Genomic DNA, 25,953 nt, shown 5'->3' on the forward strand with positions numbered 1-25,953 from the left:
GGGATCTCCTGCGACGGAGGCTGCTGAGGCCGCGAGGATGACGCCGTTCCGTGAGCGGCGCAATCGCGCAATCACGCGCCCGTGATCTACCTTGATAGTTGCGAACGACTCGCAAGAGCAATAGTGTCGCGTGACTGGAGAAGCCGATGATCGCGACCTGCGCCGCCAACTCCCTCGCTTCCGATCCGCTCACGCATGGCGAGCGCCTGCTGGTGCGCACCATCCGGCTGCTGGCCCTCACCGCGCCGTGCCACGGCCTGAAGGGGCTGTTCGAGCAGGCCTGCGGCTGCGCGGGGCACGAGGCCTATCGGGTGCTGGAGGTCTTCCTGCAGCAGCTTGGCGCCTGGGGGCGGCGGCGCCTTGCGCTGTCGGTTCCAGCCGACCCGCGGATCACCAATGACGAGGCGATGATCCTGGACGCCTTCGGCTGCGCCCAGGCCGAGGACTACCGCTCCCTGGACGAGCGGTTGACGGGGCTGTTGGGAGCCGAGCCGCCCGCCGGGCTGGGCGCGGCTGTGTGTCTGGTCGCGCAGGCGCTGGCGATGAACGGGCTGCTGGTGCGCGCGCAGCCCTCGCCCGCCGAGGCGTTCCGCTGGGCGGCGGAGTAGCCGCGGCCATCAATGCTGGGCGGCGAGCACCACGCCCAGCAGGACGGCGGTCCAGTGGGCCGCCGCCGCGGCCACCACATGGCCATGCCAGATGGCCCGCGAGAACTTCAGCTTCTTGTTCACGTAGAAGATCACGCCGGTCGAGTAGAGAACCCCGCCGGTGACCAGCAGCGCCATGGCGTACCAGGCGAGGCTGTCGATCATCGGCTTCAGCGCCACCACCACCAGCCAGCCCAGCGCCAGGTAGACGATCACCCAGAACTTGCGGTCGATGCCGGTCAGGAACAGCTTGCCGAGCGCGCCCAGGCCGGCGATCGACCACACCGCCGCCGTCATGCCCCAGCCCCAGGCTCCGGGCAGGTTGATGGTGAAGGGTGTGTACGAGCCGGCGATCATCAGGAAGATGCCCGCGTGGTCCAGCCGCCGCAGCGTGGGACGGTGCTGCGGCTTGGCGAAGTTGTAGGCGGTGGAGAAGGCCAGCATGGCGATGATGCCGAGCGCATAGATCGAAACGCCCACCACCTGGCTGATCGACCCGCCCAGGACCGCGATGGTCAGCAGCACGATCCCGCCGACCAGGGCCAGCGTCAGGCCCATGACATGCACCACCAGATCCGCGCACTTGGCGGCCGGGGTCGGGTAGTGGCGGGGCGGATAGGGCTTGGCGGGCGCGTCCATGCCCCTTCGTAGCGCGCCGTTGCGACATCGGTAAGGCGCCAAGGCGTCGCTTCGTCGGGGCCGCGGCCGCTTGACCAGCGGACGGGCGCCGTGGAACGCCAACGGGGTGGGGGTGGCGAATGGCTGAACAGGATGTCCTGGGCGCGCTGGCGGCGATGGTGCGGGAGCGTGCGCGAGGGGGAGGCCCCGGCGCGTTCCTGGTCGGCATGGCCGGCGGAGTGGCGGTGGGCAAGAGCACCCTGGCCCGGGCCCTGGCCGAGCGACTGGCTCCGGGCGATGTCCAGGTGGTCGCCACCGACGGCTTCCTGCGTCCAAACGCCGAGCTGGCTGCGGGTGACCTGATCCGGCGGAAGGGATTCCCGGAGACCTACGACGTCGCGGCGTTCGCTCGATTCCTCGCCGAGCTGGCGGCCGGGCGCGCCGCGGCCATGCCGGTCTATTCGCACGTGACCTACGACATCGTGCCGGGCGAGACGCGGACGGTGGGCGGCGAGGGCGTGGTGATCGTCGAGGGGATCAACGTCCTGCAGTCACCCGAGGCGCGGGCGCGGTTCGGCCTGAGGATCTATGTCGATGCCGACCCGGAGCACATGCACGCCTGGTACCTGCGGCGGCTGGAGGAGATCGTCGCCAAGGAGCCCGGCAGTCTGATCGCCCAGATCAGGGATCCGGCCCAACGCCTGGCGATCGTCGAGGCCGCCTGGCGCGACATCAACCTGGTCAACCTCACCGAGCACATCGCCCCGACGGCGGCGCATGCGGATGTCGTGGTCCGCAAGGCGGCGGACCACGTGCTCAGTGAGCTGGTCGTTCGCTGAGGCCTATTCGTCCTTCGTCCGCTTCTTGCGGAAGGACGGGTTCAGCACTTTCTTGCGCAGGCGGATCGACTTCGGCGTCACCTCGACCAGCTCATCCTCCTCGATGTAGGCGATGGCCTGTTCGAGGGTGAGGCGGCGCGGCGGGGTCAGGCGCACGGCTTCGTCCTTGCCCGAGGCGCGGACGTTGGTGAGCTGCTTGGCCTTCATCGGATTGACGTCGAGGTCGTCCGAGCGGCTGTTCTCGCCGATGATCATGCCCTGGTAGGTCTTCTCGCCGGCGCCGACGAACATCGTGCCGCGCTCCTCCAGGTTCCACAGCGCATAGGCCGCCGTCTCACCATCCGAGTTCGAAACCAGCACGCCCTTGCGGCCGGCGTCGATGGCGCCCTTGTAGGGCTCGTAGTGGCTGAACACGCGGTTCAGCACGCCCGAGCCGCGGGTGTCGGTCAGGAATTCGCCCTGGTAGCCGATCAGGGAGCGCGACGGCGACATCAGGCTGATGCGGGTCTTGCCCGCGCCGGACGGGCCCATATCCTTCAGCTCGGCCTTCCGGGCCGACAGCTTCTCGATGACGATGCCGGTGAACTCGTCGTCCACGTCGATCATCACGTCCTCGATCGGCTCCAGGCGCTCGCCGGTCTCGGGATCGGTCTGGAAGACCACGCGCGGACGGCTGATCGAGACCTCGAAGCCCTCGCGGCGCATGCCCTCGATCAGCACGCCGAGCTGCAGTTCGCCCCGGCCGGCGACCTCGAAGGCGTCCTTCTCGGTGGTCTCGGTGACGCGGATGGCGACGTTGGACTCGGCTTCCTTCAGCAGGCGCGCGGCGATCACGCGGCTCTGCACCTTGTCGCCTTCGCGGCCGGCCAGCGGGCTGTCGTTGACCGAGACGGTCATCGAGATGGTCGGCGGGTCGATCGGCTGGGCGGGCAGGGCCTCGTTGACTTCCATCGCGCAGAGGGTGTCGGCGACGGTGGCTTTGGACAGGCCCGCGATGGCGACGATGTCGCCGGCCTCGGCGCCGCCGTCGATCGGCTGGCGCTTCAGGCCGCGGAAGGCCAGCACCTTGGTGATCCGGCCGCGCTCGATCTCCTTGCCGTCGCGCGACAGGGCCTTGATGGCCAGCCCCGGAACGGCCTTGCCCGCCTCGATGCGGCCGGTGAGCAGGCGGCCCAGGAACGGGTCGCTCTCGATCAGCACCGACAGCATCTGGAAGGGTTCGTCCTTGCGGGCCTCGGCCTTCGGCGCCGGCACGTGGTCGACGATCAGGTCGAACAGGGGCGCGAGGTTGTCATTGGGCTTGGACATGTCCAGCGTCGCCCAGCCGTTCTTGCCGCTGGCGTAGATGTGCGGGAAGTCGAGCTGCTCGTCCGTGGCGCCCATGGCGGCGAAGAGGTCGAAGGCCTCGTTCAGCACCCGGTCGGGATCGGCGTGGGGACGGTCGACCTTGTTGAGGCAGAGGATCGGGCGCAGGCCCATCTTCAGCGCCTTGCCCAGCACGAACTTGGTCTGGGGCATGACGCCTTCCTCGGCGTCGACCAGCAGGACGCAGCCGTCCACCATGCCCAGGATCCGCTCCACCTCGCCGCCGAAGTCGGCGTGGCCGGGCGTGTCGATGATGTTGATGCGGGTCTCGCCGGCCTTGCCGTTCCAGAGCACCGAGGTGCACTTGGCCAGGATGGTGATCCCGCGCTCGCGCTCCTGGTCGTTGGAATCCATGGCGCGTTCGACCGTCGCCTCGTTGGCTCGGAAGACGCCCGACTGGGCCAGAAGCTGGTCCACCAGCGTGGTCTTGCCGTGGTCGACGTGGGCGATGATGGCGATATTTCGGAGCGACATGGTGCGGGCAGACTCGTTCAGAAGGCGCGCGCTTGTAGGCGAAGCCGGGCCTCCCGCATAGGGCATTGTGCGCCGCACATAAGAACGCGGCGATTTGACGTAAGGTTATCGGTGATAACCGGGGAAATTCCGCCCCTGACGTGGCGTCAGCGCGAAAATTTTCTGCGAAGGGGTTGCATTATTGTGCGCTGCACATTAGCTAGGAGGTGTGAGGCGTCGCTGACGCCTTTGCCCTTCTGGGCGTTTCCTCCCTAATGAAACTGCCGCGCTCGACAGCGCGGCATTTTTTTTGGCTGTGGCGCGAGGGGTGAGCCCAGCGTCGCCTTCAATGTGATGGCGCTGGACAGGGCCAGCGCCAAGTCAGGCTGTTGAACTCCCGTCTTGTGCGGATCGCCGGAAGACTGAGGTCGCTGCTCGCTTGAAGCCAAGCTGTTCAAACAGTCGGTGGGCTACGCTGCGCGTCGGGTTCGAGGTGAGGCTGATCGCAACGTCACCATAGGAAGCCGCCTTCGCAACGGCGGCTTGCATCAACGCCCGCCCGTGCCCCTTCCCTCGGTAGGCGGGGTCAACAATTACGCTCTCGATCCAAAGTCGAACGCCCTGGGGAAGGCGCATGGGGACGAGGCAGACCAGTCCGACGATGGTCCCATCGACCGTCAGCGAGAATAGGTGATTGATCTCCGCGACGCGGCGGAGTTCCGTCTGGCTGATGGCTCGCGGGGAGCCAGCGAGAAGGGTCATGAGCCGGGATATGTCACTCGTCGCCTGGGCCGTGACCTCGTTGGACGTGAGTTCAGAAATCATAGCCGTCGGCGCCTAGCTCCAACGATGCCTAGTTCGTCCTGAGCGCGGACCAGTCGGCCGCGGCCAGCGACGCCGTTAGCGTCTCGATATCTCCGCGCAGGCGTTCGAAGCCGGAGGTGGGCTTGAGTGTCGCCTCGTCGAGATAGAGACCACGGTTGATCTCGATCTGCAGGGCGTGGGCGCGGCGTTGGGGCTGGCCGTAGTGCTCGGTGGTGTAGCCGCCGGCGTAGGGTGTGTTGCGGGTGACGCGGTAGCCCAGAGCCTCCAGTTCGCGCTCGACACGGGCAGGCAGCACGCCGGCGCACGCCGCGCCGTAGCGGTCACCCAGGACGATGTCGCAGGGGCGCTCGCGGCTGGCCGCCTTGGCCGCGGCGGCCGGCATGGAGTGCCAGTCCACCAGGATGGCGAAGCCGTGGGCCGCCTGGGCCTCCGCGATCAGCCCCCTCAGCGCCAGGTGATAGGGGCGGTGGGCGTCCTCGATCCGCTTGCGCGCCTCGGCGAAGGTGAGCTTGCGGCTGTAAATTTCCTGTCCTTCGGAAACCACGCGCGCGATCGCGCCCAGGCCCGCGGCGACGCGCGCCGTGCGGGCGCGCGCGAAGGCGGGCAACTCGTCGGCGAACATCGAGGCGTCCAGCTCGAACGGCTCGCGGTTGAGGTCCATATAGGCCCGGGCGTAGCGGGCGGTGATCACGGCGACGCCATGGTCGGTCGCCGCCCTGATCAGGTCGTCCACGAAGGCGTCTTCCGAGCGGCGGATGCTCAAGGCGTCCAGCGCGGCGGCCGACATCATGTCGTCCGGATAGTGTCGCCCGGAGTGCGGCGAGGCGAACACGAACGGTGTTGGCGGCGCGCTCTCCGGTCCGGCCCGCCTCAGCTCGAACGCGGCGTGCGCGGCGGCGGCTCCGTTCCGGGGGTCGATCGCGTTCATCGCGCGCATACAACGCGCGCCGGGCTCCAGCGTCAAACCAGCCAGACGCGAATCCTCGCTCCAGCGTCAAAGCGCTTCATTACGTGTTTACTCGAACAAGGCTAATGTGGGGTTTCAACTTGAAGTCCTGTGACCCGATGTCCCGCATCCTGCTCGCCGAAGACGATGACTCCCTGCGCGGGTTCCTGGCCCGCGCCCTCGAGAGGGCCGGCCACGATGTGACGGCCTGCGCCGACGGCGACGAGGCTGTGACCTTCCTCGACGAGCCGTGGGACCTCTTGCTCACCGACATCGTCATGCCCGGTCTCGACGGGATCGAGGTGGCGCGGCAGGCGGCCGCCAAGCACCCGGGCCTGCGGATCATGTTCATCACCGGCTTCGCCGCCGTGGCCCTCGCCGCGGGCGAGAAGGCGCCCGCCGGCTCCAAGGTGCTGAGCAAGCCCATCCACCTGCGCGAGATCGTCTCCGAGGTGGAGCGGATGATCGCGGCCTGAAGACCTGTTGCTAATCGCAAGGCGCGCCGGTATATCCGCCGCCTTCCCGAGCGCCATCCGGCGTTTTCGCCCAGGCGGACGCGTAGCTCAGCGGGAGAGCACTACGTTGACATCGTAGGGGTCGCTGGTTCAATCCCAGCCGCGTCCACCATCCTTTTCAGGGTCTTAGCGACAGGACAGCGCCAGTTGGCGTGGCGGGCGGTTCGCGCCTGACGGCCTACGCCAAAGTGTTCGCGTCGGGTGGCGGCAGCCGTTAGTGTGGCGCGGGGCCGACCGGGCCTCGCTGACCTATCCGAGACATGCTCCTCTTCGCCACCGCCGTCGTGCTCCTGCTGGTGCTCCTGAACGGCGTTTTCGCCATGTCCGAACTGGCCGTGGTGTCGTCCCGGCGCGCAAAGCTCCAGGCCAGGGCCGAGCGCGGTGACAAGGGGGCGGCGGCGGCGCTGAAGCTGGCGGAGGATCCCACGCGGTTCCTGTCGGCCGTGCAGGTCGGCATCACCCTGATCGGGATCCTGGCCGGCGCGTTCGGTCAGGCGACCATCGCCGGAGAGCTGGATCGGCGGTTCGAGACCGTCCCGCTTCTGGCGCAATATTCCGAGCAGATCGCCACGGGCGTCGTGGTGGTGCTTCTCACCTATTTCTCGCTGATCCTGGGCGAACTGGTGCCCAAGCGCCTGGCGCTGATCCATCCCGAGGCGATCGCGGGCGTCGTCGCGGCCCCGCTCTCGCTCCTGGCGCGCCTCATGGGGCCGTTCGTGACGCTGCTCACGTTCTCCACGGCGACCGCCCTCAGGCTGCTCCGGGTGCGCGACAACGACGGCAGCGCGGTCACCCAGGAGGAAGTCGAGACCGTGCTGGCAGAGGGCACGGGCGCCGGCGTCATCGAGCCTCAGGAAAAGGCCATGATGCAGGAGGTCATGCGGCTCGGCGACCGGCCGGTGCGAGTGGCGATGACTCCGCGAACCGACGTCTACTGGGTCTCGCTGGACGACCCTGAGGCGACGATCCGCAAGGATGTCCGGACCTGCCCGTATTCGCGGTTCGTCGTCGTCAAGGGGCAGGACTTCGACAGCCCCCTCGGGGTGGTCCACAAGCGCGACATCGCTGACGCGCTGCTGGGCGACAAGCCCCTGGACCTCGCCCAGCTCGCGAAGGAGCCGCTCTACATTCCCGAGACGACGTCCCTGCTGCAGGCGCTGGAGCAGCTTCAGCGCTCGCCCACGCACATGGCCTTCGTCGTCGACGAGTTCGGCGGCCTCGAGGGTCTGCTCACGCCCACCGACCTGCTCGAGATGATCGCCGGCGACTTCAACGAGAGCCACGACACGCCCGGCGCCTCGATCGTGGAGCGGGAGGACGGATCCCTGCTGGTGGACGGCAAGACCGACCTGCTGGAGCTCAGCGACCTGCTTGGGGAGAAGTTCGAGGAAGGCGGCTTCCACACGGCGGCTGGCCTCGTCCTGCATCACCTGGGCCGCCTGCCCGAGGAAGGCGAGACCGTCACGATCGGGCGGTATGTGGTCGAGGTGATCGACATGGACCAGCGTCGGATCGACAAGCTGCTGGTCCGGCCGGCGACCGGCAAGAAGCGGCGCTGAGGCGAGGTGCAGGCCCCGACCCGCGGGGGGGGTGCGGGTCAGGGCCTTGGGCCGCGGCTGTGGGGTGCGCGCCGGCGGCTTTGTCAGAATATGGCCGCCAGCCTGCCGGCTGTATGCTCCGCAAAGTGACGCAGGGTCCCGGCGCGCCTCCAATCGCAGCGCCAGCTCAGCGGCCGGTTGTCGCAGAACGGCGGCCCGTTCAACGGCTGTGGGCGCGCCCTTAGAAAAACGTGCCCCGTCAAGGGCGTGAAGCCCATCGACAAGGGACGATTGTGCCGTCTAGAAGCCCATCCGGCGCGCGGGGCTTGCCCCGCCGCCACAGGTATGGATGGACGACCATGATGATGCGACCGCCGGAACGGCAAGGCCTCTACGATCCCCGGAACGAGCACGATGCGTGCGGCGTGGGCTTCGTCGCAAACATTAAAGGCCGCAAATCGCACGAGGTCGTCCAGGCCGGCCTTGAGATCCTGGTCAACATCGACCACCGGGGCGCCGTGGGCGCCGACCCGCTGGTGGGCGACGGCGCGGGCGCCCTGATCCAGATTCCGGACCGGCTGTACCGCGACTGGGCGAAGGAGGCGGGCGTCGACCTGCCGCCGGCCGGCGAATATGCGGTGGCCATGTGCTTCCTGCCGCAGGACGAGCAGGCGCGTGCGGTCGCAACGGAGCAGTTCGAGCACTTCCTGAAGGTCGAGAAGCAGCCCCTGCTCGGCTGGCGCGACGTGCCCGTCGACACGAACGGCCTGGGCGAGGCCGTCCTCGCCTCCATGCCGATGATCCGCCAGGCCTTCGTCGGCCGCGGGCCGAACGTGAAGGACCAGGACGCCCACGAGCGCAAGCTGCTCGCCGTCCGCAAGCAGTTCCAGAACCCGCTGGCGGACCTCGCCGCCAAGCGCGGCATCCCCGAGATCACCCAGGTCTACCTGCCGTCGTTCTCGACCCGGACGGTGGTCTACAAGGGCCTGCTGCTGGCGAACCAGGTGGGCAGCTTCTACAAGGACCTGCAGGACGAGCGGTGCGAGAGCGCGCTGTGCATGGTCCACCAGCGGTTCTCGACCAACACCTTCCCGTCCTGGAAGCTGGCGCACCCCTATCGGTTCATCGCCCACAACGGCGAGATCAACACCGTCCGCGGCAACGTGAACTGGATGAACGCCCGCCGGCGCACGCTGGAGAGCGAGCTGCTCGGGCCCGATCTCAACAAGATGTGGCCGCTGATCCCGCACGGGCAGTCGGACACGGCGTGCCTCGACAACGCGCTGGAACTCCTGGTCGCCGGCGGCATCCCGCTGGTCCAGGCCATGATGATGCTGATCCCGGAGGCCTGGGCCGGCAATCCGCTGATGGATGCCGAACGCAAGGCCTTCTACGAGTACCACGCCGCCCTGATGGAGCCGTGGGACGGTCCGGCCGCCGTGGCCTTCACCGACGGCCGCCAGATCGGCGCGACCCTGGACCGCAACGGCCTGCGTCCGGCCCGCTTCGTCATCACCGACCAGGACCATGTGATCATGGCCTCGGAAGTGGGCGTGCTGCACGTGCCGGAGGAGCGCATCGTCCGTAAGTGGCGCCTCCAGCCCGGCAAGATGCTGCTCATCGACATGGAAGAGGGCCGCATCATCGAGGACGAGGAGATCAAGACGACCCTCGCCAAGGCCGCGCCGTATCAACAGTGGCTGGCCGACACCCAGTTCAAGCTGGAGGAGCTGTCGCTGGACGGCGTCGCCGCCGAGCCGCAGCCGAACGATCCTGAGACCCTGCTCGATCGCCAGCAGGCGTTCGGCTACACCCAGGAGGACGTGCAGTTCTTCCTCGAGCCGATGGCGCGCGACGGGGACGACCCCATCGGCTCCATGGGCCACGACACGCCGATCGCGGTGCTCTCGTCGCGCTCCAAGCTGCTGTACGAGTACTTCAAGCAGAACTTCGCCCAGGTCACCAATCCGCCCATTGACCCGATCCGCGAGGAGCTGGTCATGAGCCTGGTGTCGATGATCGGCCCGCGGCCGAACCTGTTGGGCCGCCAGGCGGGCACCCACAAGCGGCTCGAAGTCGCCCAGCCGATCCTCACCGACGAGGACCTCGCCAAGATCCGGGCGGTGAACGAGCTGCTGGACGGCGCCTTCAGGACGGCGACGATCGACATCACCTGGCCGGCGGAAGAAGGCGCGGCGGGGCTGGAGGCTGCGATCGAGCGCGTCTGCCGCGAGGCGACCGAGCACGTGCTGGCCGACATGAACATCCTGATCCTCTCGGATCGGGCGGTGTCTGCCGACCGCATCCCCATCCCGGCGGCGCTGGCCACCGCGGCGGTGCACCACCACCTGATCCGCCAGGGCCTGCGCATGCAGACCGGCCTCGTCATCGAGACGGGCGAGGCGCGCGAGGTGCACCACTTCTGCGTCCTGGCCGGCTATGGCGCCGAGGCGGTGAACCCCTACGTGGCGTTCCAGACCCTGGAGCAGATCCGTGTCCGCAACGGCCTGTCGCTGTCGGCCTACGAAGTGCGGAAGAACTACATCAAGGCCGTCGGCAAGGGCATCATGAAGGTGATGTCCAAGATGGGCATCTCCACCTACCAGTCGTACTGCGGCGCGCAGATCTTCGACGCGGTCGGCCTCTCCTCGACGCTGGTCGATCGCTACTTCACCGGCACGGCCACGACGATCGAGGGCGTCGGCCTGGAGCAGGTGGCGGAGGAGACGGTGCGCCGTCATCGCGACGCCTTCGGCGACAGCCCGATCTACAAGTCCATGCTGGACGTGGGCGGTCAGTACGCCTGGCGCCTGCGCGGCGAAGCGCACGCCTGGACGCCGGAAACGATCTCCAAGCTGCAGCATGCCGTCCGCGGCAACCTGCCGGACGAGTACAGGACCTTCGCCAAGGGCATCAACGAACAGAGCGAGCGCCTGCTCACCCTGCGCGGCCTGATGCGCTTCAAGCTGGCGGACAAGGCGATCCCGCTGGACGAGGTGGAGCCCGCGTCCGAGATCGTGAAGCGGTTCGCCACCGGCGCCATGTCGTTCGGCTCGATCAGCCGCGAGGCGCACACGACCCTGGCGATCGCCATGAACCGCATCGGCGGCCGCTCGAACACGGGTGAGGGCGGCGAGGAGCCCGACCGCTTCAAGCCGCTGCCGAACGGCGACTCCCTGCGTTCGGCCATCAAGCAGGTGGCCTCTGGGCGGTTCGGGGTGACGACCGAGTACCTGGTCAACGCCGACGACATCCAGATCAAGATGGCCCAGGGCGCCAAGCCCGGCGAAGGCGGCCAGCTGCCGGGCCACAAGGTGGACAAGAACATCGCCAAGGTCCGGCACTCGACGCCGGGCGTCGGCCTGATCAGCCCGCCGCCGCACCACGACATCTACTCGATCGAGGACCTGGCCCAGCTCATCCACGACCTGAAGAACGCCAATTCCCGCGCCCGCATCTCGGTGAAGCTGGTGTCGGAGGTGGGCGTCGGCACCGTCGCCGCGGGCGTGGCCAAGGCGCGCGCGGATCACGTGACCATCTCGGGCTTCGAGGGCGGGACTGGCGCGAGCCCGCTGACCTCGCTGACCCACGCGGGCTCACCGTGGGAGATCGGCCTCGCCGAGACCCAGCAGACCCTGCTGCTGAACGGCCTGCGCAGCCGCATCGCGGTGCAGGTGGATGGCGGCCTGCGCACGGGTCGCGACGTGGCCATCGGGGCCCTGCTGGGCGCCGACGAGTTCGGCTTCGCCACGGCGCCGCTGATCGCCGCCGGCTGCATCATGATGCGTAAGTGCCACCTGAACACCTGCCCGGTGGGCGTGGCGACCCAGGACCCGGTGCTGCGCGCGCGCTTCACCGGCCAGCCCGAGCACGTGATCAACTACTTCTTCTTCGTGGCCGAAGAGCTGCGCGAGATCATGGCCCAGATGGGCTTCCGCAAGCTCGACGAGATGATCGGCCGGGTGGACCGGCTCGACATGCGCGAGGCGGTCGACCACTGGAAGGCGCAGGGCGTGGACCTGTCCAAGCTGCTCTATGCGGCGCCGGCGGAAGGCAGGACGCTGTTCAACACCGAGACCCAGGACCACGGCCTGGAGAAGGCGCTGGACCACACCTTCATCGCCGACGCCAAGGCGGCGCTGGAGAACGGCGAGCCGGTCCGCGGCGAGTACGCGATCCGGAACGTCAACCGCACCGTCGGCGCCATGCTGTCGGGCGAGGTGGCCAAGCGCTACGGCCACGCCGGCCTGCCGGAAGACACCATCGCCCTGACGCTGCGCGGCACTGCGGGGCAGAGCTTCGGCGCCTTCCTGGCCCGGGGCGTCAGCCTGACGCTGGTCGGCGACGCCAATGACTATGTGGGCAAGGGCCTGTCGGGCGGCCGGGTGGTGGTGCGCCAGCCGGCCGAGTCCAGCCGGGATCCGACCCGCAACATCGTCGTCGGCAACACGGTGCTCTACGGCGCCATCGCCGGCGAAGCCTACTTCGAGGGCGTGGCGGGCGAGCGGTTCGCGGTGCGCAACTCGGGCGCCGTGGCGGTGGTCGAGGGCGTGGGCGACCACGGCTGCGAATACATGACCGGCGGCGTCGTGGTCGTGCTGGGCGACACCGGCCGCAACTTCGCGGCGGGCATGAGCGGTGGCGTGGCCTACGTCTATGATCCGCGCAAGCGCTTCGAACCGCTGTGCAACAAGGCCATGGTCGACCTGGAGCCCGTCGCGACGGGCGCCGGGGCGGGCGACGAGGCCCTGCGGCCGAGCCAGCGGTCGGTATCGGTCGAGAACGCCGGCATGGGCGACCTGCTCGGTCACGACGCCGAGCGCCTGCGGATCCTCATCGAGCGGCACCACCTGCACACCGGCAGCCGCCGCGCCGCCGAGATCCTGGAGAACTGGGACCAGGTGCTGCCGTCGTTCGTGAAGGTGATGCCTAAGGACTTCCGCCGGGCCCTCACCGACATGGCCAAGGAACGCGCCGCGGCTGCCGCCGTGGCGGCCGAATAATCCGGATTGCTGGGGTAGATTGAGATGGGCAAGCCGACCGGCTTTCTGGAAATCGAGCGCCACGACCGCGGCTATGCGCCGGTCGCCGAGCGCCTGAAGCACTGGAACGAGTTCGTCGTTCCGCTGCCGGCCGACGAACTGCGCCAGCAGGCGTCGCGCTGCATGAGCTGCGGGATTCCGTTCTGTCACCAGGGCTGTCCGGTGAACAACCAGATCCCCGACTTCAACGAGCTGGTCTACCGCGACCAGTGGAAGGCGGCGCTGGACAACCTGCAGTCCACCAACAACTTCCCGGAGTTCACCGGCCGCATCTGTCCCGCCCCGTGCGAGGCCTCGTGCACGCTGAACATCCCGGACACCCCGGTCACCATCAAGTCGATCGAGTGCCAGATCATCGACCGCGGGTGGGAAGAGGGCTGGATCAAGCCGGAACCGTCGCCGCGCGGCACGGGCAAGCGGGTTGGCGTCGTGGGTTCCGGCCCCGCGGGCCTGGCCTGCGCCCAGCAGCTCGCGCGCGCCGGCCACGCCACGACCGTGTTCGAGAAGTCCGACCGGGTCGGCGGCTTGCTGCGCTACGGCATCCCCGACTTCAAGATGGAGAAGCACCTCATCGACCGGCGCGTCCGGCAGATGGAAGGCGAGGGGGTGATCTTCCGCACCAACTTCGAGGTCGGCGACATGGTCAGCGTCCAGCGCCTGCTGGACGACTACGACGTGCTGGTCATGGCCTGCGGCGCCGAGGATCCCCGCGACCTGCCCGTCCCTGGTCGCGAGCTGGCGGGCGTGCATTTCGCCATGGAATTCCTGACCCAGCAGAACAAGCGCAACGCCGGCGATCCGGAATCCATCGCCGCGCCCGACGGCACGATCAACGCCCAGGGCAAGCACGTGGTGGTCATCGGCGGTGGCGACACCGGCTCGGACTGCATCGGCACCTCCAACCGCCACGGCGCGGCCTCGGTGACCCAGCTCGAGATCATGCCGATGCCGCCCGAGCGCGAGAACAAGGCCCTGACCTGGCCGGACTGGCCGCTGAAGCTGCGGACCTCCTCCTCGCACCAGGAAGGCGCCGAGCGCGAGTTCGCCGTGGCGACCAAGCGGTTCATCGGCCAGGACGGCCGCGTCACCGCGATCGAATGCGTGCGGCTGGAATGGGTGGCCGGCGCCGACGGCCGGATGCAGATGCGCGAGATCGCCGGCTCCGAGTTCGAGCTGAAGGCCGACCTCGTGTTCCTGGCGATGGGCTTCGTCGGTCCGCGCAGGGCCGGTGTGGTCGAGCAGAGCGGCGTCGATCTCGACCCGCGCGGCAACGTGCTCGCCGACACCAACGACTATCGGACCTCGCAGCCCAACGTCTTCGCCTGCGGCGACGCCCGCCGCGGCCAGTCGCTGGTGGTGTGGGCGATCCGCGAGGGCCGCCAATGCGCCCGGGCGGTGGACGCCTTCCTGATGGGAACGTCGAACCTGCCGCGCTGAGGCGTTCAGGCGGGGGCTTCGGCCTCCGCCAGCTCAGCCTTCAGCCAGCGCCGAAAACGGGCGACCTTGCCCGTTCGCGCCTCGCCGTGCCGGCTGACCAGCCAGTAGCTGAGCTTCGATCGCACGGTCTCCGCGCAGGGCGCCTCCAGCCGTCCGGTGCGCAGATGCGGCGTGGCCAGGGCGAGCGGCGCCAGGGCGACGCCGGCGCCCTCCAGCGCCGCCTGCATGGCGTCGTTCAGGCTGTCGCACCACAGCTCGCGCCCGGGCGCGCCGTCGACGCCGGCGCGGGCGAACCAGGCGTCCCAACCCTTGGGATCCAGCCGCAGGCGCAGTCGGGTGACCCCCGGCCACCCTTCACGCCGCAGGACCGTGGCGAGGGCCGGCGTGCAGACGGGACCCGCGACCAGCGGCAGGATCCGCTCGGCGTCGACATCGGCAGGTCGCCCGGCGCTCAGCCGCACGGCGACGTCCGCGCCCGAAGCCTCTAGGTCCACCACGGTCGCGGAGGCCTCCAACTGCAGTTCCAGGCCTGGGTTGGCGGACTCGAACGCCTGGATCCGCCGGGTCAGGAAGGCGTTCGCGAAGGCCGGTGCGGCGGTGACCTTCAGAATGGACGGATCGCGGGCCTGCCGCAGCGCGGCGGCGCCACGCTGCAGTTCCAGGAATGCCAGCGCCACGCTCGCCTGAAGGGCCTGGCCCGCCTCGGTCAGCTCGACGCGCCGATGGCCGCGAACGAAGAGGGCGACGCCGTAGAATGTCTCCAGCGCCCGGATCCGGTGGCTGATCGCCGACGGCGTCAGATGGATCGAGCGTGCGGCGGCCTGGAACGATCCCAGCCGCGCCGCGGCCTCGAAGGCGCGGAACTGTTCGAGCGGCGGCAGGGGGTGGGTCGTGACCATGGCGGCTTTCGAGTGAACTGAGTTCACCTTAGACGCAGCGGTTTCGTTTGTCGTCCGGCGCGCCAGGCGGCACCAACGGGCCATGACCGAGACGCCCCGACGCCCCCTTGTTCCCTTCGCCGACCACGCCCGCGTCGAGCGGCTGGACGCTTGCCGCACCCGGCTGCCCGACGCACCCGAACTCACGAACCACATCGGCAGCGTCCACGCCGGCGCCCTGTTCACCCTGGCCGAGACCGCCTCGGGCGGGGCGATGATGGCCAGCTTCGGTCAGGCCGTCGGCGAGGGTGTCCGACCTCTCGTGCGCAAGTCCGAGATCCGCTACCTGCGGGTGGCGCGCGGCGAGCTCATCGCCACGGCGCGTATCGTCGAGCCTCCGGCGGCGATCGCGGACCGGCTTGCGGCGGACGGACGGACCGATTTCGAGGTGGCGGTCGTGCTGGCCGACGCCGACGGCCAGGTCGTCGCCGAGATGGACGTCACCTGGAATCTCGCCCGGCCGCGCCAGCCCGCCGCCGCCTGATCAGCCCTCGGCCAGCCGCTTCGGCGGCAACGGGATGAAGGCGCTGGTGCGTCGGACATAGTCCTCGTACTCGGGCTTCGAGCGCTTGAGCCGGCGTTCCAGCAGCGCGGCGCCGCTGAACTGGATCAGCAGCCAGGTCAGCACAGCCGGCCCGACGATCGCGAACAGGCCCGGCTTCGTCTCGGCGGCGATAGCGTAGAGACCCCACCAGACGCACAGGTCCCCGAAGTAGTTCGGGTGCCGCGTGTACCGCCACAGGCCGCGGTCCATGACCTTCCCGTGATTGGCCGGGTCGGCCTTGAAGCGCGCCAGCTGCCAGTCGCCGATGCTCTCGAACAGGATGCCCACGATGGCGAGGCCGGCGCCCGCGAAGGCGAGCGCGCCGAGCTCGGCCGGCTCGGGCGACACTTGGCCCAGCTGCACCGGCAGGGAGACGGCCCACAGCAACACGCCCTGCAGCAGGAACACGTTGGTCAGGGTCATCAGGTGCGGGTTGCCCTTCGCCTTGGCGACCATGGCGACGTAGCGCTTGTCGGGCCCGTCGCGACGCCAGCGCCAGAGCAGATAGCTGGCCAGGCGCAGGCCCCACACGACCGCCAGCGAGACGATCAGCAGCTTCCGAGGCTCCGCCCCGCCGCCGAACAGGTAGGAGGAGACCGCCATGAGCGCGAGGCCCGCCGCCCAGCAGGCGTCGATGAAGCTCACGTCCTTGAGCGGAATGCTGATCAGCCAGAACACCAGCATGGCGGCGATCACCACGCAGAAGTTGGCGCCCAGCAACGGCAGGATCTCGGTCATGGCCCCCTCGCGATCCCGGTCGTCGCGCGCCAGGAGTCAGTTTGATTATGCAACGAAGGCAGCGTAGGGTCGCGACAGTTGCGGAGTCAACTGGACCCCGCCCAACCATGCCGCACCGGAGATCATGCGCGAGCCCAGGTTCATCCGTACCTGTTCGATCTGGCGGGCGTTGGAGGTCGTAGGCGACACCTCGACCCTGCTGATCCTCGAGGCGAGCTGGATCGGCGCACGACGATTCGACGACTTCCGCGCGCGCACGGGCCTCCTGAACGCTCTGCTCAGCGATCGCCTGAAGCGGCTGGTGGCCGCCGGCATCTTTCGGAAGGTCGCCTATTCGGAGACCCCGCCGCGGTTCGAGTACCGCCTGACCGAGAAGGGCCAGGATCTCTACTGGACGGCCCTGATGCTGCGTCGCTGGGAGCGCCGGTGGGCGCCGCGCGAGGGCAAGCTCGACATCCTCCTGCGCCACACGACCTGCGGCCAGATCTTCGAACCCACGCCGACGTGCCTGGCTTGCGGGGAGGAGGTGACCGCCCGCGACGTGGACTGGACCGAGGGGCCGGGCGTGGGCTGGATGGCGGCCCGCTATAGCCGCCGCCGCCAGCAGCGGGCCGCGGCGGCCGAACGCGCCGGCGAGACGGCCCTCATGGACGAGGCGGCCCAGATCACCGGCGACCGCTGGGCCAGCCTGGTTCTGCGCTCGATCTTCACGGGCGTCCGCCGCTTCGACGAGATCCGCCGCGACACGGCGATGGCCAGCAACATCCTGTCGGAGCGGCTGTCCTGGCTGGCCGGCAAGGGGGTGATCCGCGCCGAGGCCTATTCCGCCAGCCCGCCCCGCTACGAGTACCGGCTCACCGAGAAGGGCCTCGACTACTACCCGATCCTGCTGATGCTGCTGCAGTGGGGCGACCGCTACTACGTCGCGCCGGAAGGCCCACCGCTGCTGTTGCGACATGGCGCCGACGGCCACGACCTGCGGCCCGCCGTCACCTGCTCATGCTGCCATGCGCCTGTGCGCCCGCAGGACGTGACCTTCGAGATCGTCGAGGCCGCTCCAGCGCGCCGCGACGTGGCTTCCTGACCGACAACCGCCGAACAACGGACCCGCCGATGCCCACGACCCTCGTCAACCGGATCAGGCACACCCTGAGCCCCAACAACCACCCGTACATGAACGGGGCCTGGACCCCGAACTTCGACGAGTACGACGCGACAGGCATGCAGGTGATCGGGGAGATCCCAAAGGACATCGACGGCGTCTATGTCCGCAACACCGAGAACCCGGTCCACGATCCGATCGGCGTCTACCATCCGTTCGACGGCGACGGGATGATCCACGCGATCTCGTTCCGCGACGGCGAGGCCGAGTATCGCAACCGCTTCGTCCGCACCCGCGGCTTCGAGGCCGAGCAGGAGGCGGGCGGCGCGCTGTGGGCCGGCATCGCCGAGCACCCGAGCCAGTCGAAACGGCCGGGATTCGGCTGCCATGGCGGCATCAAGGACTCATCGTCCACCGACGTGGTCGTGCACGCGGGCAGGATCCTCTCGACCTTCTACCAGTGTGGCGAAGGTTACCGGCTGGATCCCTATTCCTTGGAGCAGCAGGGCATCGAAAGCTGGACGCCGATCGACGGCATCTCGGCCCACCCCAAGGTGGACGAGGCGACGGGCGAGCTGCTGTTCTTCAACTACTCCAAGCATGCGCCTTACATGCACTACGGCGTCGTGGGGCCGGACAACCGGCTGCGCCACTACGTGCCGATCCCCCTGCCGGGGCCGCGCCTGCCGCACGACATGGCCTTCACGCAGAACTACTCGATCTTCGCCGACCTGCCGCTGTTCTGGGACGAGAGCCTGCTGGCCAAGGGCTATCACGCCGCCCGCTTCCACCCCGACATGCCGACCCGCTTCGCCATCATTCCGCGCTACGGCAAGCCTGAGGACATTCGCTGGTTCGAGGCCGATCCGACCTACGTCCTGCACTGGATGAACGCCTACGAGGAGGGCGACGAGATCGTCCTCGACGGCTACTTCCAGGAAGATCCCCAGCCCCCGGCGCTGGACGGATTCCCCGGCAAGCTGGGCCAGATGATGGCCTATCTCGACGAGCACTCGATGAAGCCCAAGCTGCATCGCTGGCGCTTCAACATGCGAACCGGAGAGGTGAAGGAAGGCCACCTCGACGACCGCGTCCTGGAGTTCGGGTCCTTCAACATGAAGGTCGCGGGTCGCAAGGGCCGCTACCTCTATTCCACGACGACCGAGCCGGGCTGGTTCCTGTTCAACGGTCTGGTCAAGCACGACCTGGACACGGGAAGGAGCTGGAGCCTGCCCTTCGGCGACGGCCGCTATGGCTCGGAGGCGCCGTTCGCACCGCGGATCGGGGCGACCGAGGAAGACGACGGCTACATCGTCAGCTTCATCACCGACCTGCGGCAGGATCGGTCCGAGTGCGTCCTCATCGACGCCAAGGACATCGAGGCCGGGCCGGTCTGCCAGATCATCCTGCCGCACCGGATCTCGTCGGGCACCCACGCGGCGTGGGCCAACGGCGAGGACATTCGGCGCGCCCGCGTCTGACAGCCAAAGCATCCACAAGCGCGGTGCGGCCGCCGGAGGAAACCATGACGTCAAAGGTGTTCGTGCTGGGCGGCGCCCAGACCGACTTCGCCCGCAACTTCGCGCGGGAGGGCGGCGATCTGTTCGCCATGTTCAAGGAGGTGCTGGACGCGGGGTTCGCCGCCACGGGCATCGAGCCCGAACAGGTGGAGGCGGCGCACGTCGGCAACTTCACCGCGGAGATCTTCTGCCACCAGGGCCACCTGGGCGGCTTCTTCGCCGCCGCCGAGCCGCGGCTGGATGGAATACCTACCCAGCGTCACGAGGCGGCCTGCGCCTCCGGCAGCATGGCGCTGCTCTCGGCGGCGGCCGAGATCGAGGCGGGCCGCTACGACCTGATCGCGGTGTTGGGCATCGAGATGATGCGCAACGTGCCCGGCGATCAGGCGGCGCTCAACATCGGCGGGCCGGCCATGTGGTCTGGTCGCGAGCGGCAGGGCGTGAAGTATCCCTGGCCAGCTGTCTTCTCGGACCTGGGCGACGAGTACGACCGGCGCTATGGCCTGAAGCACGAGCACCTGGCCGAGATCGCACGGATCAACTTCGCCAACGCCCGGCGAAATCCCTACGCCCAGACGCGGAAGTGGGCCTTCACCAACGCCAGCTTCACCGAGGACGACGAGGCCAACCCAGTCGTCCATGGGCGCATCCGCAGGCAGGACTGCGGGCAGGTCACCGACGGCGCCGCGGTCGTCTTCCTGGCCAGCGAACGCGCGGCGCGCGCCTATGCCGACCGCCACGGCCGGTCGCTGGAATCCGTGGGTCGCATCGAGGGCTGGGGTCACCGCAGCTCGCACATCTCCTACGAACCCAAGCTCGAGAAGAGCCGGGGCCAGCCCTACGTCTTCCCGCACGTGCGACGGGCGATCACCGACGCCTACGCGCGCGCCGGGATCGCCGGCCCCGAGGCGCTGGACGGCGTCGAGGTCCATGACTGCTTCACGACCACGGAATACATGGCCATCGACCACCTGGGCCTCACCGCGCCGGGAGAGAGCTGGAAGGCCATCGAGACCGGGATCATCGCGCCCGGCGGAGCCACGCCCATCAATCCCAGCGGCGGCCTGATCGGCCTGGGCCATCCCGTCGGCGCCACGGGCGTGCGGATGATGCTGGACTGCGCCCGGCAGGTGACTGACCAGGCCGAGGACTGCCAGGTGGGCGGTGCGCGCCGCTTCGCCATGCTGAACATCGGCGGCAGCACCACCACGACGGCCTGCTTCGTGGTCGGGGCGGGCGTTTGATCGCGCAGGGGTCGCATTTTCTGAACACGCGCGCGATTCGAGAGCCCTCACTCGCCTTCGAGGCGAGTCAGCTTGGCTTTGGGTAGATTTTGAGAAAAGTTAACAACAGGCCGCTGTGGCCACCCGATCGGGGACGGGGGACTATCATGTTCAGGAAGACTGCGGTCGCCACGGCCGCACTGGCGCTGAGCCTTGGCGCGTTTGCCGCGCCGGCCCACAGCTGGGATCTCATCGACTGGAACGGCACGCAGGTGTGGGGCGAGGCGTGGACGCCGACGACCACCCTGTCCTGGAACCAGAGCAGCACGAACGTCTGGTATCGCATCTATTTCGAGGGCTACACCGACGCCTACCAGAACGGTAACGAGGTGCTGCCAGGCCTCGCCTCGACGGTTCTCTACCGGCTGACGGAGGTGAAGGACGCCGGAAAGACCTGGCAGTTCGAGTACCTGGTGGAGAACGCCTCGGTCGATCCGGTAACCGAGTCCCGGGTCACGGCCATCGGCTTCGATGTCAATCAGACCCTGAAGTCGGTGAGTCTCGCCCCGGGCGGCGAGTACCGCACGGTGGGGCGTGGCGACTTCGACCCGGTCAACAACTACCTGATCGACGACGATTTCGACGTCTGCTTCACCACCAAGGGGTCGTTCTACGGCTCCCCGACGAACAGCAGCAGCAACTGCGACCCGGGCTCCAACGCCGGTCCCGAGCTGGGCGAGTCGGGCAGCGGGATGTTCACGCTGAAGTTCTACTCGTCGAAGTCGACGGTGGGCTTCCGCAACCCCTTCGTCGCCTACGACGGCATCGAGTTCAACGATCCCGGCGCCCGCACGACGACCTATGGCAAGTACTACGATTACAAGGGCCACAAGCACGGCAAGGGCTGCGGCCACGACAGCGACGACAGCGGCTACGGCCTGCCCGTTGCCTGGGTGCCCGAGCCTTCCACCTGGGCGCTGATGATCATCGGCTTCGGCGGGGCCGGCGTCGCCTTGCGCTCGCGCCGCCGCGCGATCGCCGCCTAGAGACCGGGCACGCTGGCGATCAGTCCAGCGGTATGATGAGGACGAGCCGGTTGCGGCCGGCTCGTCGCCGGTAGTCGACGATCCGGCTCCAGGCGCGGATGATTTCCAGGCCCGCGCCGCCGCCGCGTTCCAGATTCGGACCGGCAAAGACCGCCTCGCGCGGGTCGAACGGCCGACCCGCGTCGCTGACCGTCAGGCGCAGGTGGTCTTCCCGGTGGCCGATGCGCAGGACGATGCGGCTGTCGGGGTGGGCATCGCCATGCTCGACCACATTCGCCACCCATTCCTCGACGACGACGGCCAGCCGCTCGGCGGCGGTCGGCGGCAGCTCGCTCCCGTCGCTGAAGCTTCTGACGACCCCAAGGGCATCCGCGACCGCCCGGGCGGTTGGCGACAACCGCACGATCAGCATGGCTTCGGGTTGGGCATGTTCGCCGAGCTGGGTTATGACTAGCCTGTGAGCAGGGAGAGGTGGATGCGGGGTGCGCTCGTCGCAGGATTGCTGATCGCCATCGGCCTGTCGACGCCAAGCGTGGCCCTGGCTGAGATCGGCCGCATCAAGACAGTCGTGGGGCAGGTGAACGTCGTGCGGGGCAAGGTGGTGACACCAGCCACGCCGGGCCTGAAGCTCGAAGTTCGCGATGTGCTAGCCACGGGACCGAACGGGCGCGTCGGCGTCACCTTCGTCGACAACAGCCGCTTTGCGATCGGCCCGAACAGTCGCGTGGCCCTCAGCGAATTCGAGTTCGACGACACCACCCACAGGGGCAAGTCCCTCACCACTCTCGATCGCGGCACCCTGGGTGTGGTGTCCGGCCAGATCGCCAAGGAAAACAAGGACGCCATGAAGGTCCGGACGCCGACGTCGCTGCTTGCGGCGCGCGGCACCCGCTTCGTGGTGGAAGTGAAATGAGGGTGCTGGCCTTCGCGGCGGCTGCGGGCCTTCTGAGCGGCTGCGCGACCTCCACCGTCACCCTGCTCAACGATGAAGCCGGCGGGCCGACCGGGGCCGTCGCCGTGTACGACCAGGACACCGGCGCCGAGCAGGGGCAGCTCACCGCAGCGAACACCATGGCGCGCGTCGGCGGCAAGACCGTGACGGTGCGGCCCGCCCGCGGGGACCGCTACGCCGACCTGATGTCGCGTATGCCGTACCCGCCCCGCGCCTACGTGCTCTACTTCTACGAGGGAACGGTCCAGATCACCGAGGAATCCAAGCCGGTGCTGGAGGCGCTGCGGCGCGCGGTGACGGCGGAGACCGACGTTCAGATCATCGGTCACACCGACACGGTGGGCGAGACCGAGTTCAACGACAAGCTCTCGTACGACCGCGCGGTCGAGGTTCGGGCCGCCCTCGTCAAGGATGGGCTCCCCGTGGAGAACTCTCGGGTGGTCGGCCGCGGCGAACGCGAATTGCGCGTGCCGACCGCCGACAATGTCAGCGAGTCCGGGAACCGCCGGGTGGAAGTGATCCTCCGCTGAGCGATCCGTTCGCCCCGGGCTGAACGGCGCGGAGCCGCACGGCGAGGACCGTCAGGTCGTCGCTCGGCTCGCCCCCGGCTTCGAAAGCCCGGACACGCGCCACCAGGGCGTCCAGCATGGCCGGCAGGGTCGTCGCGCGGGCGGCCTCCGCCATCGCGTCCCGTAGATCCTGGCGGCTGAAGATGCGGCCGTCCGGCGTCTGGGCCTCGGTCAGTCCGTCGGTGAACGCCACCAGGGTCTCGCCCGCCGCCAGACGATGAGTCTCGGCTGGATAGGGGAAGGACTCGTCGACACAGAGCGGCGGGCCGCCGTCCAGGTCGAGCTCTCGGATCCCGCCATCCGCACCGATGACGAGAGGATTCTCGTGGCCGGCGCAGCAGAGCTCGAGGGCGCCGTCCGACGGCCGCAACACGCCCACGAGCAGGGAAACGGCCATGGCCTGGCGGTTGTCGCGCGACAGCTCGGCATTGATCTCGGCCACGGCGGCGGCCAGGCCCGTGTTGGGCCGCATCAGCAGGCTGCGCGACAACGCCTTCGAGAGGGCCATGAACAGGGAGGCCGGGACTCCCTTGCCGGTGACGTCGCCCACCAGAAAGCAGATCCGGCCGTCGTCGAACGCGAAGGCGTCGTACAGGTCCCCACCGACTGTCTTCGCCGACTGCAGGACCGCGTCGATCTCCACCGCCGGCGAGATGCGCGCGAGTTCCGTCCGGGGAAGCAGCATCCCTGACTGGATCTCGCTGGCCGCCGCCAGCTCACCGGAGATGCGCGCCGCGGACAGGCGCTCGTCTTCCAGCGCCGTCCGCAGCCGTCGCTGCACGCGACGCCCCTCCACGAACAGCAGCGTCACCATTACCGCCGAGTTGGCGGCGCCGGGCAGGAGCATCGGGAAGGGATCGACGAGCAGGTTGTTGTGGAAGGCCCACAGGCTCGCGCCGAACACGCCCGCCACTTCGATCCCGGCGAACGCGACGACCGGCCCGATCGGCGCCCGCGGCACGCCGAAGAACGACAGGCCGACGAACAGCAGGGCCACGCCCCACTCGACCGGCGCCGCCCATGCGGGACGGCGCAGGCCCGCGCCCCGCAGAATCGAATCGACCGTCTGTGCCTGAACGAAAACCCCGTAGATCGCCCGAGCCCGCGGCGTGCTCGTGATGTCCGAGGTGCCCGCGGCGGCCAGCCCGACCAGCACGATCTTGTCCTTGAAGAGGTCGGGCGGCAGGCCTTGGCGCATGACGTCGACCGCGGAGACCGTCGGGATGGTCCGCCAGTCAGCGAACCGCAGGAGCAGCTGCCCGTCCGGCGCCGAGGGAACCCTGTGGCGCCCGATGCGCACGGCCGACAGCTGGCGGGCGTCGCCGTCCAGTTCGATATGGTCGACGCCTTCGGCGATGCGCACCAGTTCGGCGGCGAAGCCGGGGGTCAGCTGGCCGCCAGCCCTGGCGACCAGCGGCACGCGCCGAACCAGGCCGTCGGCATCGCGCTCTCCGTTCACCAGGCCATGGCCCAGTGGCGCGCCGTCGAGGATCGGGATGTTGGACAGCGCGGACGGGTAGGCCTTCAGACCGAGGGGCGCCGGACCTTTGAAGCGGGCCTCGGGCGGCAGGGCCTGCTGGCGGCCATCCACGCGGTCGAAGGATTCCGCAGCCACTCCGGCGCGCGCGAGAACCACCGGGTGTCGACCGATGGCCCGCCCGAACGCCGCGTCGCCGGAGGGCAGACCCTGGAGCCGCTGCGCAATCTCGGCCGGCAGTTCGGGATAGACGGCGGCGAACTCGGCGGGGTCGTGCCGATCGGGCTCTGCGAACAGGAGGTCGAAGCCGATCGCCGCCGCGCCGCGCTCGGCGATACGTTCGGTCAGGGCGGCGAGATAGAAGCGCGTCCAGGGCCAACCACCGATGTCCCGAATGCTGTCGGCGTCGATCACCACCACCTGGACGCGTTCCGAAACGTCGGGCGCGGGCGCCAGGCCCTGGTAGAGGTCGTACAGCGGCTGGCGCAGCCAGGGCCCGGCAAGCAGGACCGCCAGCGCGGTGACGAGCGCCGCGGTCAGGCCCGCGAGACGGACCCGAAGGCGCGCCCGGGGGTCGAGCTCCCCCAGCGCGCTGTCCGGGCTCGCGGCCAGGGCCTCTAGCCGCGCAAGCCCGTGGGCTTCAGACCCTGACCTCGAGGCCGTCATAGGCGCAGATCACCTCCAGCGGCGGCCGGTCGGCGCGCACCAGTTCCTCGTATCGGATCGACTCGGCATGCATATGCTGGATGTCGCGGTCCGAATAGGTCGGCTCGTGATGGAAGAGGGCCAGGCGCTTGGCCCGGGCGGCGTGGCACAGGTCGATCGCCACGACGTTGGAGGAATGACCCCAGTCCTGCTTAAGGCTGACGGTGTCGCCCAGCGAATACATGGTGTCGCAGATCACCAGGTCGGCGTCGCGGAAGAAGTGCTCGAAGGCCTTCTCGGATTCCATGTTGTCGAGCTTGTGCTCGGAGTCCGTGGAATAGATCACCGCCCGGCCGTCGCGCTCGAAACGGTAACCGTAGGATTCGTGCGAATGGTGCTGGCCGATCATGCTGACGGTCAGGCCCGCCGCCTGGAAAGTCTCGCCGGGCTGATGGGTGATGAAGGTGAAGCGCGCCCGCAGCCAGTCGAACGGCACGGGGAACGAAATCTCCTCCTGCTGACGCCGCAGCGCCTGCTCGGCGTCGGGGTGACCGGCGTGGACGACGATCTCAGCCCCCGGGTCGAAGGCTGGGCCGAAGAACGGAAAGCCCATGATGTGGTCCCAGTGCAGGTGGGACATGAAGAAGTGATAGACGCGCGGGTGTCCGTCGGCGCAGCGGCGGGCCGCATCGAGTCCGAACTCGCGCAGCCCCGAGCCCATGTCGCAGACGATGAAGGCCCCGTCCGCGCCCTCGATCTCCACGCAGGAGCTGGCCCCTCCGTACGAGCCGTAGGTATGGAACGGCAGATTGTTCCGGGCCCAGGCGTGAGCTTCCAGTTCGTCATTGAATTTCCGCCCGCTGGCGGCGACCAGCGCGCGGGCGATCTTGCCTTGCACGGCCAGCGCCGGACGCGCGACGGGCAGGGACCCGCGCGTCCCCCAGAACCTTACCAGCATCTGCTCCCCTCCGCCG

At 68.8% G+C, this 25,953-nt stretch carries 22 protein-coding genes and 1 tRNA gene; 14 read left to right on the plus strand and 9 right to left on the minus strand.

Going from position 1 to position 25,953, the window contains the following annotated elements:
* The first annotated feature begins 146 nt into the window (after positions 1 to 146).
* Complete coding sequence (locus tag DJ019_RS06110; RefSeq protein ID WP_111275095.1) at positions 147 to 608, plus strand: hypothetical protein; 462 nt, start codon at positions 147 to 149, stop codon at positions 606 to 608.
* A 9-nt stretch (positions 609 to 617) separates the two neighbouring features.
* On the opposite strand, the gene trhA is transcribed toward DJ019_RS06110, so the two are convergent.
* Complete coding sequence (gene trhA / locus DJ019_RS06115; RefSeq protein ID WP_111275096.1) at positions 618 to 1,286, minus strand: PAQR family membrane homeostasis protein TrhA; 669 nt, start codon at positions 1,284 to 1,286, stop codon at positions 618 to 620.
* 119 nt (positions 1,287 to 1,405) lie between these two features.
* Here trhA and DJ019_RS06120 point away from each other — a divergent pair, with 119 nt between their 5' ends.
* Complete coding sequence (locus DJ019_RS06120; RefSeq protein WP_111275097.1) at positions 1,406 to 2,104, plus strand: type I pantothenate kinase; 699 nt, start codon at positions 1,406 to 1,408, stop codon at positions 2,102 to 2,104.
* Positions 2,105 to 2,107: 3 nt separating this feature from the next.
* Here DJ019_RS06120 and typA read toward each other — a convergent pair whose 3' ends face one another.
* From typA to DJ019_RS06135, 3 genes are all read right to left on the minus strand, one after another.
* Positions 2,108 to 3,943: a translational GTPase TypA gene (typA, locus tag DJ019_RS06125; protein WP_111275098.1), complete on the minus strand. Its 1,836-nt coding sequence runs from the start codon at positions 3,941 to 3,943 to the stop codon at positions 2,108 to 2,110.
* 360 nt (positions 3,944 to 4,303) lie between these two features.
* Positions 4,304 to 4,747 carry a GNAT family N-acetyltransferase gene (locus tag DJ019_RS21650; protein ID WP_111275099.1) on the minus strand — a complete coding sequence of 148 codons (444 nt, stop codon included), beginning with the start codon at positions 4,745 to 4,747 and terminating at the stop codon, positions 4,304 to 4,306.
* A gap of 28 nt (positions 4,748 to 4,775) precedes the next feature.
* On the minus strand, positions 4,776 to 5,684 hold the full coding sequence (locus DJ019_RS06135; RefSeq protein WP_111275100.1) for an N-formylglutamate amidohydrolase: 909 nt from the start codon (positions 5,682 to 5,684) through the stop codon (positions 4,776 to 4,778).
* Between the two features lie 128 nt (positions 5,685 to 5,812).
* On the opposite strand from DJ019_RS06135, the gene cpdR reads away from it, so the two are divergent.
* The 5 genes from cpdR to DJ019_RS06160 all read left to right on the plus strand — a co-directional run bounded on the left by cpdR (position 5,813) and on the right by DJ019_RS06160 (position 14,225).
* Positions 5,813 to 6,169, plus strand: a complete 357-nt coding sequence (gene cpdR / locus DJ019_RS06140) for a cell cycle two-component system response regulator CpdR (RefSeq protein WP_111275101.1) — start codon at positions 5,813 to 5,815, stop codon at positions 6,167 to 6,169.
* A gap of 76 nt (positions 6,170 to 6,245) precedes the next feature.
* A tRNA-Val gene (locus DJ019_RS06145) sits at positions 6,246 to 6,320 on the plus strand.
* A gap of 148 nt (positions 6,321 to 6,468) precedes the next feature.
* Positions 6,469 to 7,767 (plus strand): hemolysin family protein, encoded by a 1,299-nt coding sequence (locus DJ019_RS06150; protein WP_205854094.1) that lies wholly within the window; start codon positions 6,469 to 6,471, stop codon positions 7,765 to 7,767.
* Positions 7,768 to 8,105: 338 nt separating this feature from the next.
* Positions 8,106 to 12,749, plus strand: coding sequence for a glutamate synthase large subunit (gltB, locus tag DJ019_RS06155; protein ID WP_205854095.1), 4,644 nt, complete (start codon positions 8,106 to 8,108; stop codon positions 12,747 to 12,749).
* A gap of 24 nt (positions 12,750 to 12,773) precedes the next feature.
* Entirely contained in the window at positions 12,774 to 14,225 is a 1,452-nt protein-coding gene (locus DJ019_RS06160; RefSeq protein WP_111275102.1) for a glutamate synthase subunit beta, read from the plus strand.
* A 5-nt stretch (positions 14,226 to 14,230) separates the two neighbouring features.
* On the opposite strand, the gene DJ019_RS06165 is transcribed toward DJ019_RS06160, so the two are convergent.
* Positions 14,231 to 15,124, minus strand: coding sequence for a LysR substrate-binding domain-containing protein (locus tag DJ019_RS06165; RefSeq protein ID WP_165843909.1), 894 nt, complete (start codon positions 15,122 to 15,124; stop codon positions 14,231 to 14,233).
* A gap of 82 nt (positions 15,125 to 15,206) precedes the next feature.
* Between DJ019_RS06165 and DJ019_RS06170 the strand changes: the two genes are divergently transcribed.
* Positions 15,207 to 15,647 (plus strand): DUF4442 domain-containing protein, encoded by a 441-nt coding sequence (locus DJ019_RS06170; RefSeq protein WP_111275502.1) that lies wholly within the window; start codon positions 15,207 to 15,209, stop codon positions 15,645 to 15,647.
* Here DJ019_RS06170 and DJ019_RS06175 read toward each other — a convergent pair whose 3' ends face one another.
* A complete protein-coding gene (locus DJ019_RS06175; protein ID WP_111275104.1) occupies positions 15,648 to 16,445 on the minus strand; it encodes a DUF1295 domain-containing protein in 798 nt (265 codons plus the stop codon). It abuts the gene before it with no gap.
* Between the two features lie 124 nt (positions 16,446 to 16,569).
* Here DJ019_RS06175 and DJ019_RS06180 point away from each other — a divergent pair, with 124 nt between their 5' ends.
* From DJ019_RS06180 to DJ019_RS06195, 4 genes are all read left to right on the plus strand, one after another.
* Positions 16,570 to 17,529 (plus strand): winged helix-turn-helix transcriptional regulator, encoded by a 960-nt coding sequence (locus DJ019_RS06180; RefSeq protein ID WP_111275105.1) that lies wholly within the window; start codon positions 16,570 to 16,572, stop codon positions 17,527 to 17,529.
* 29 nt (positions 17,530 to 17,558) lie between these two features.
* Entirely contained in the window at positions 17,559 to 19,028 is a 1,470-nt protein-coding gene (locus DJ019_RS06185) for a carotenoid oxygenase family protein (RefSeq protein ID WP_111275106.1), read from the plus strand.
* Between the two features lie 44 nt (positions 19,029 to 19,072).
* Positions 19,073 to 20,311: an acetyl-CoA acetyltransferase gene (locus DJ019_RS06190; protein WP_111275107.1), complete on the plus strand. Its 1,239-nt coding sequence runs from the start codon at positions 19,073 to 19,075 to the stop codon at positions 20,309 to 20,311.
* 146 nt (positions 20,312 to 20,457) lie between these two features.
* Complete coding sequence (locus DJ019_RS06195; RefSeq protein WP_111275108.1) at positions 20,458 to 21,336, plus strand: cistern family PEP-CTERM protein; 879 nt, start codon at positions 20,458 to 20,460, stop codon at positions 21,334 to 21,336.
* A 19-nt stretch (positions 21,337 to 21,355) separates the two neighbouring features.
* Here the strand turns inward: DJ019_RS06195 and DJ019_RS06200 are convergent, their stop codons facing one another.
* Complete coding sequence (locus DJ019_RS06200) at positions 21,356 to 21,748, minus strand: ATP-binding protein (RefSeq protein WP_111275109.1); 393 nt, start codon at positions 21,746 to 21,748, stop codon at positions 21,356 to 21,358.
* 63 nt (positions 21,749 to 21,811) lie between these two features.
* On the opposite strand from DJ019_RS06200, the gene DJ019_RS06205 reads away from it, so the two are divergent.
* On the plus strand, positions 21,812 to 22,249 hold the full coding sequence (locus DJ019_RS06205; RefSeq protein ID WP_111275110.1) for a FecR family protein: 438 nt from the start codon (positions 21,812 to 21,814) through the stop codon (positions 22,247 to 22,249).
* Positions 22,246 to 22,818 carry an OmpA family protein gene (locus DJ019_RS06210; protein WP_111275111.1) on the plus strand — a complete coding sequence of 191 codons (573 nt, stop codon included), beginning with the start codon at positions 22,246 to 22,248 and terminating at the stop codon, positions 22,816 to 22,818. Before DJ019_RS06205 ends, DJ019_RS06210 begins: the two co-directional genes overlap by 4 nt.
* Here DJ019_RS06210 and DJ019_RS06215 read toward each other — a convergent pair.
* Positions 22,775 to 25,000, minus strand: a complete 2,226-nt coding sequence (locus DJ019_RS06215) for a CHASE2 domain-containing protein (protein WP_111275112.1) — start codon at positions 24,998 to 25,000, stop codon at positions 22,775 to 22,777. The two genes, DJ019_RS06210 and DJ019_RS06215, sit on opposite strands and share 44 nt — an antisense overlap.
* Complete coding sequence (locus DJ019_RS06220; RefSeq protein WP_111275113.1) at positions 24,975 to 25,937, minus strand: MBL fold metallo-hydrolase; 963 nt, start codon at positions 25,935 to 25,937, stop codon at positions 24,975 to 24,977. The genes DJ019_RS06215 and DJ019_RS06220 overlap by 26 nt, the downstream gene beginning before the upstream one ends.
* Between the last annotated feature and the right edge of the window lie 16 nt (positions 25,938 to 25,953).

It is taken from the genome of Phenylobacterium kunshanense, from assembly GCF_003254525.1.
GTDB classification, from domain to species: domain Bacteria; phylum Pseudomonadota; class Alphaproteobacteria; order Caulobacterales; family Caulobacteraceae; genus Phenylobacterium; species Phenylobacterium kunshanense.

Bases quoted from the DNA above. Each gene is read 5' to 3' on its own strand.
- DJ019_RS06135 (WP_111275100.1), bottom strand. From the start codon at position 5,684: ATGCGCGCGATGAACGCGATCGACCCCCGGAACGGAGCCGCCGCCGCG.
- DJ019_RS06185 (WP_111275106.1), top strand. From the start codon at position 17,559: ATGCCCACGACCCTCGTCAACCGGATCAGGCACACCCTGAGCCCCAAC.
- gltB (WP_205854095.1), top strand. From the start codon at position 8,106: ATGATGATGCGACCGCCGGAACGGCAAGGCCTCTACGATCCCCGGAAC.
- cpdR (WP_111275101.1), top strand. From the start codon at position 5,813: ATGTCCCGCATCCTGCTCGCCGAAGACGATGACTCCCTGCGCGGGTTC.
- DJ019_RS06160 (WP_111275102.1), top strand. From the start codon at position 12,774: ATGGGCAAGCCGACCGGCTTTCTGGAAATCGAGCGCCACGACCGCGGC.
- DJ019_RS06120 (WP_111275097.1), top strand. From the start codon at position 1,406: ATGGCTGAACAGGATGTCCTGGGCGCGCTGGCGGCGATGGTGCGGGAG.
- DJ019_RS06175 (WP_111275104.1), bottom strand. From the start codon at position 16,445: ATGACCGAGATCCTGCCGTTGCTGGGCGCCAACTTCTGCGTGGTGATC.
- DJ019_RS06195 (WP_111275108.1), top strand. From the start codon at position 20,458: ATGTTCAGGAAGACTGCGGTCGCCACGGCCGCACTGGCGCTGAGCCTT.
- DJ019_RS06180 (WP_111275105.1), top strand. From the start codon at position 16,570: ATGCGCGAGCCCAGGTTCATCCGTACCTGTTCGATCTGGCGGGCGTTG.
- DJ019_RS06215 (WP_111275112.1), bottom strand. From the start codon at position 25,000: ATGACGGCCTCGAGGTCAGGGTCTGAAGCCCACGGGCTTGCGCGGCTA.
- trhA (WP_111275096.1), bottom strand. From the start codon at position 1,286: ATGGACGCGCCCGCCAAGCCCTATCCGCCCCGCCACTACCCGACCCCG.
- DJ019_RS06210 (WP_111275111.1), top strand. From the start codon at position 22,246: ATGAGGGTGCTGGCCTTCGCGGCGGCTGCGGGCCTTCTGAGCGGCTGC.
- DJ019_RS06110 (WP_111275095.1), top strand. From the start codon at position 147: ATGATCGCGACCTGCGCCGCCAACTCCCTCGCTTCCGATCCGCTCACG.
- DJ019_RS06200 (WP_111275109.1), bottom strand. From the start codon at position 21,748: ATGCTGATCGTGCGGTTGTCGCCAACCGCCCGGGCGGTCGCGGATGCC.
- DJ019_RS06220 (WP_111275113.1), bottom strand. From the start codon at position 25,937: ATGCTGGTAAGGTTCTGGGGGACGCGCGGGTCCCTGCCCGTCGCGCGT.
- typA (WP_111275098.1), bottom strand. From the start codon at position 3,943: ATGTCGCTCCGAAATATCGCCATCATCGCCCACGTCGACCACGGCAAG.
- DJ019_RS06165 (WP_165843909.1), bottom strand. From the start codon at position 15,124: ATGGTCACGACCCACCCCCTGCCGCCGCTCGAACAGTTCCGCGCCTTC.
- DJ019_RS06170 (WP_111275502.1), top strand. From the start codon at position 15,207: ATGACCGAGACGCCCCGACGCCCCCTTGTTCCCTTCGCCGACCACGCC.
- DJ019_RS06150 (WP_205854094.1), top strand. From the start codon at position 6,469: ATGCTCCTCTTCGCCACCGCCGTCGTGCTCCTGCTGGTGCTCCTGAAC.
- DJ019_RS06205 (WP_111275110.1), top strand. From the start codon at position 21,812: ATGCGGGGTGCGCTCGTCGCAGGATTGCTGATCGCCATCGGCCTGTCG.
- DJ019_RS06190 (WP_111275107.1), top strand. From the start codon at position 19,073: ATGACGTCAAAGGTGTTCGTGCTGGGCGGCGCCCAGACCGACTTCGCC.
- DJ019_RS21650 (WP_111275099.1), bottom strand. From the start codon at position 4,747: ATGATTTCTGAACTCACGTCCAACGAGGTCACGGCCCAGGCGACGAGT.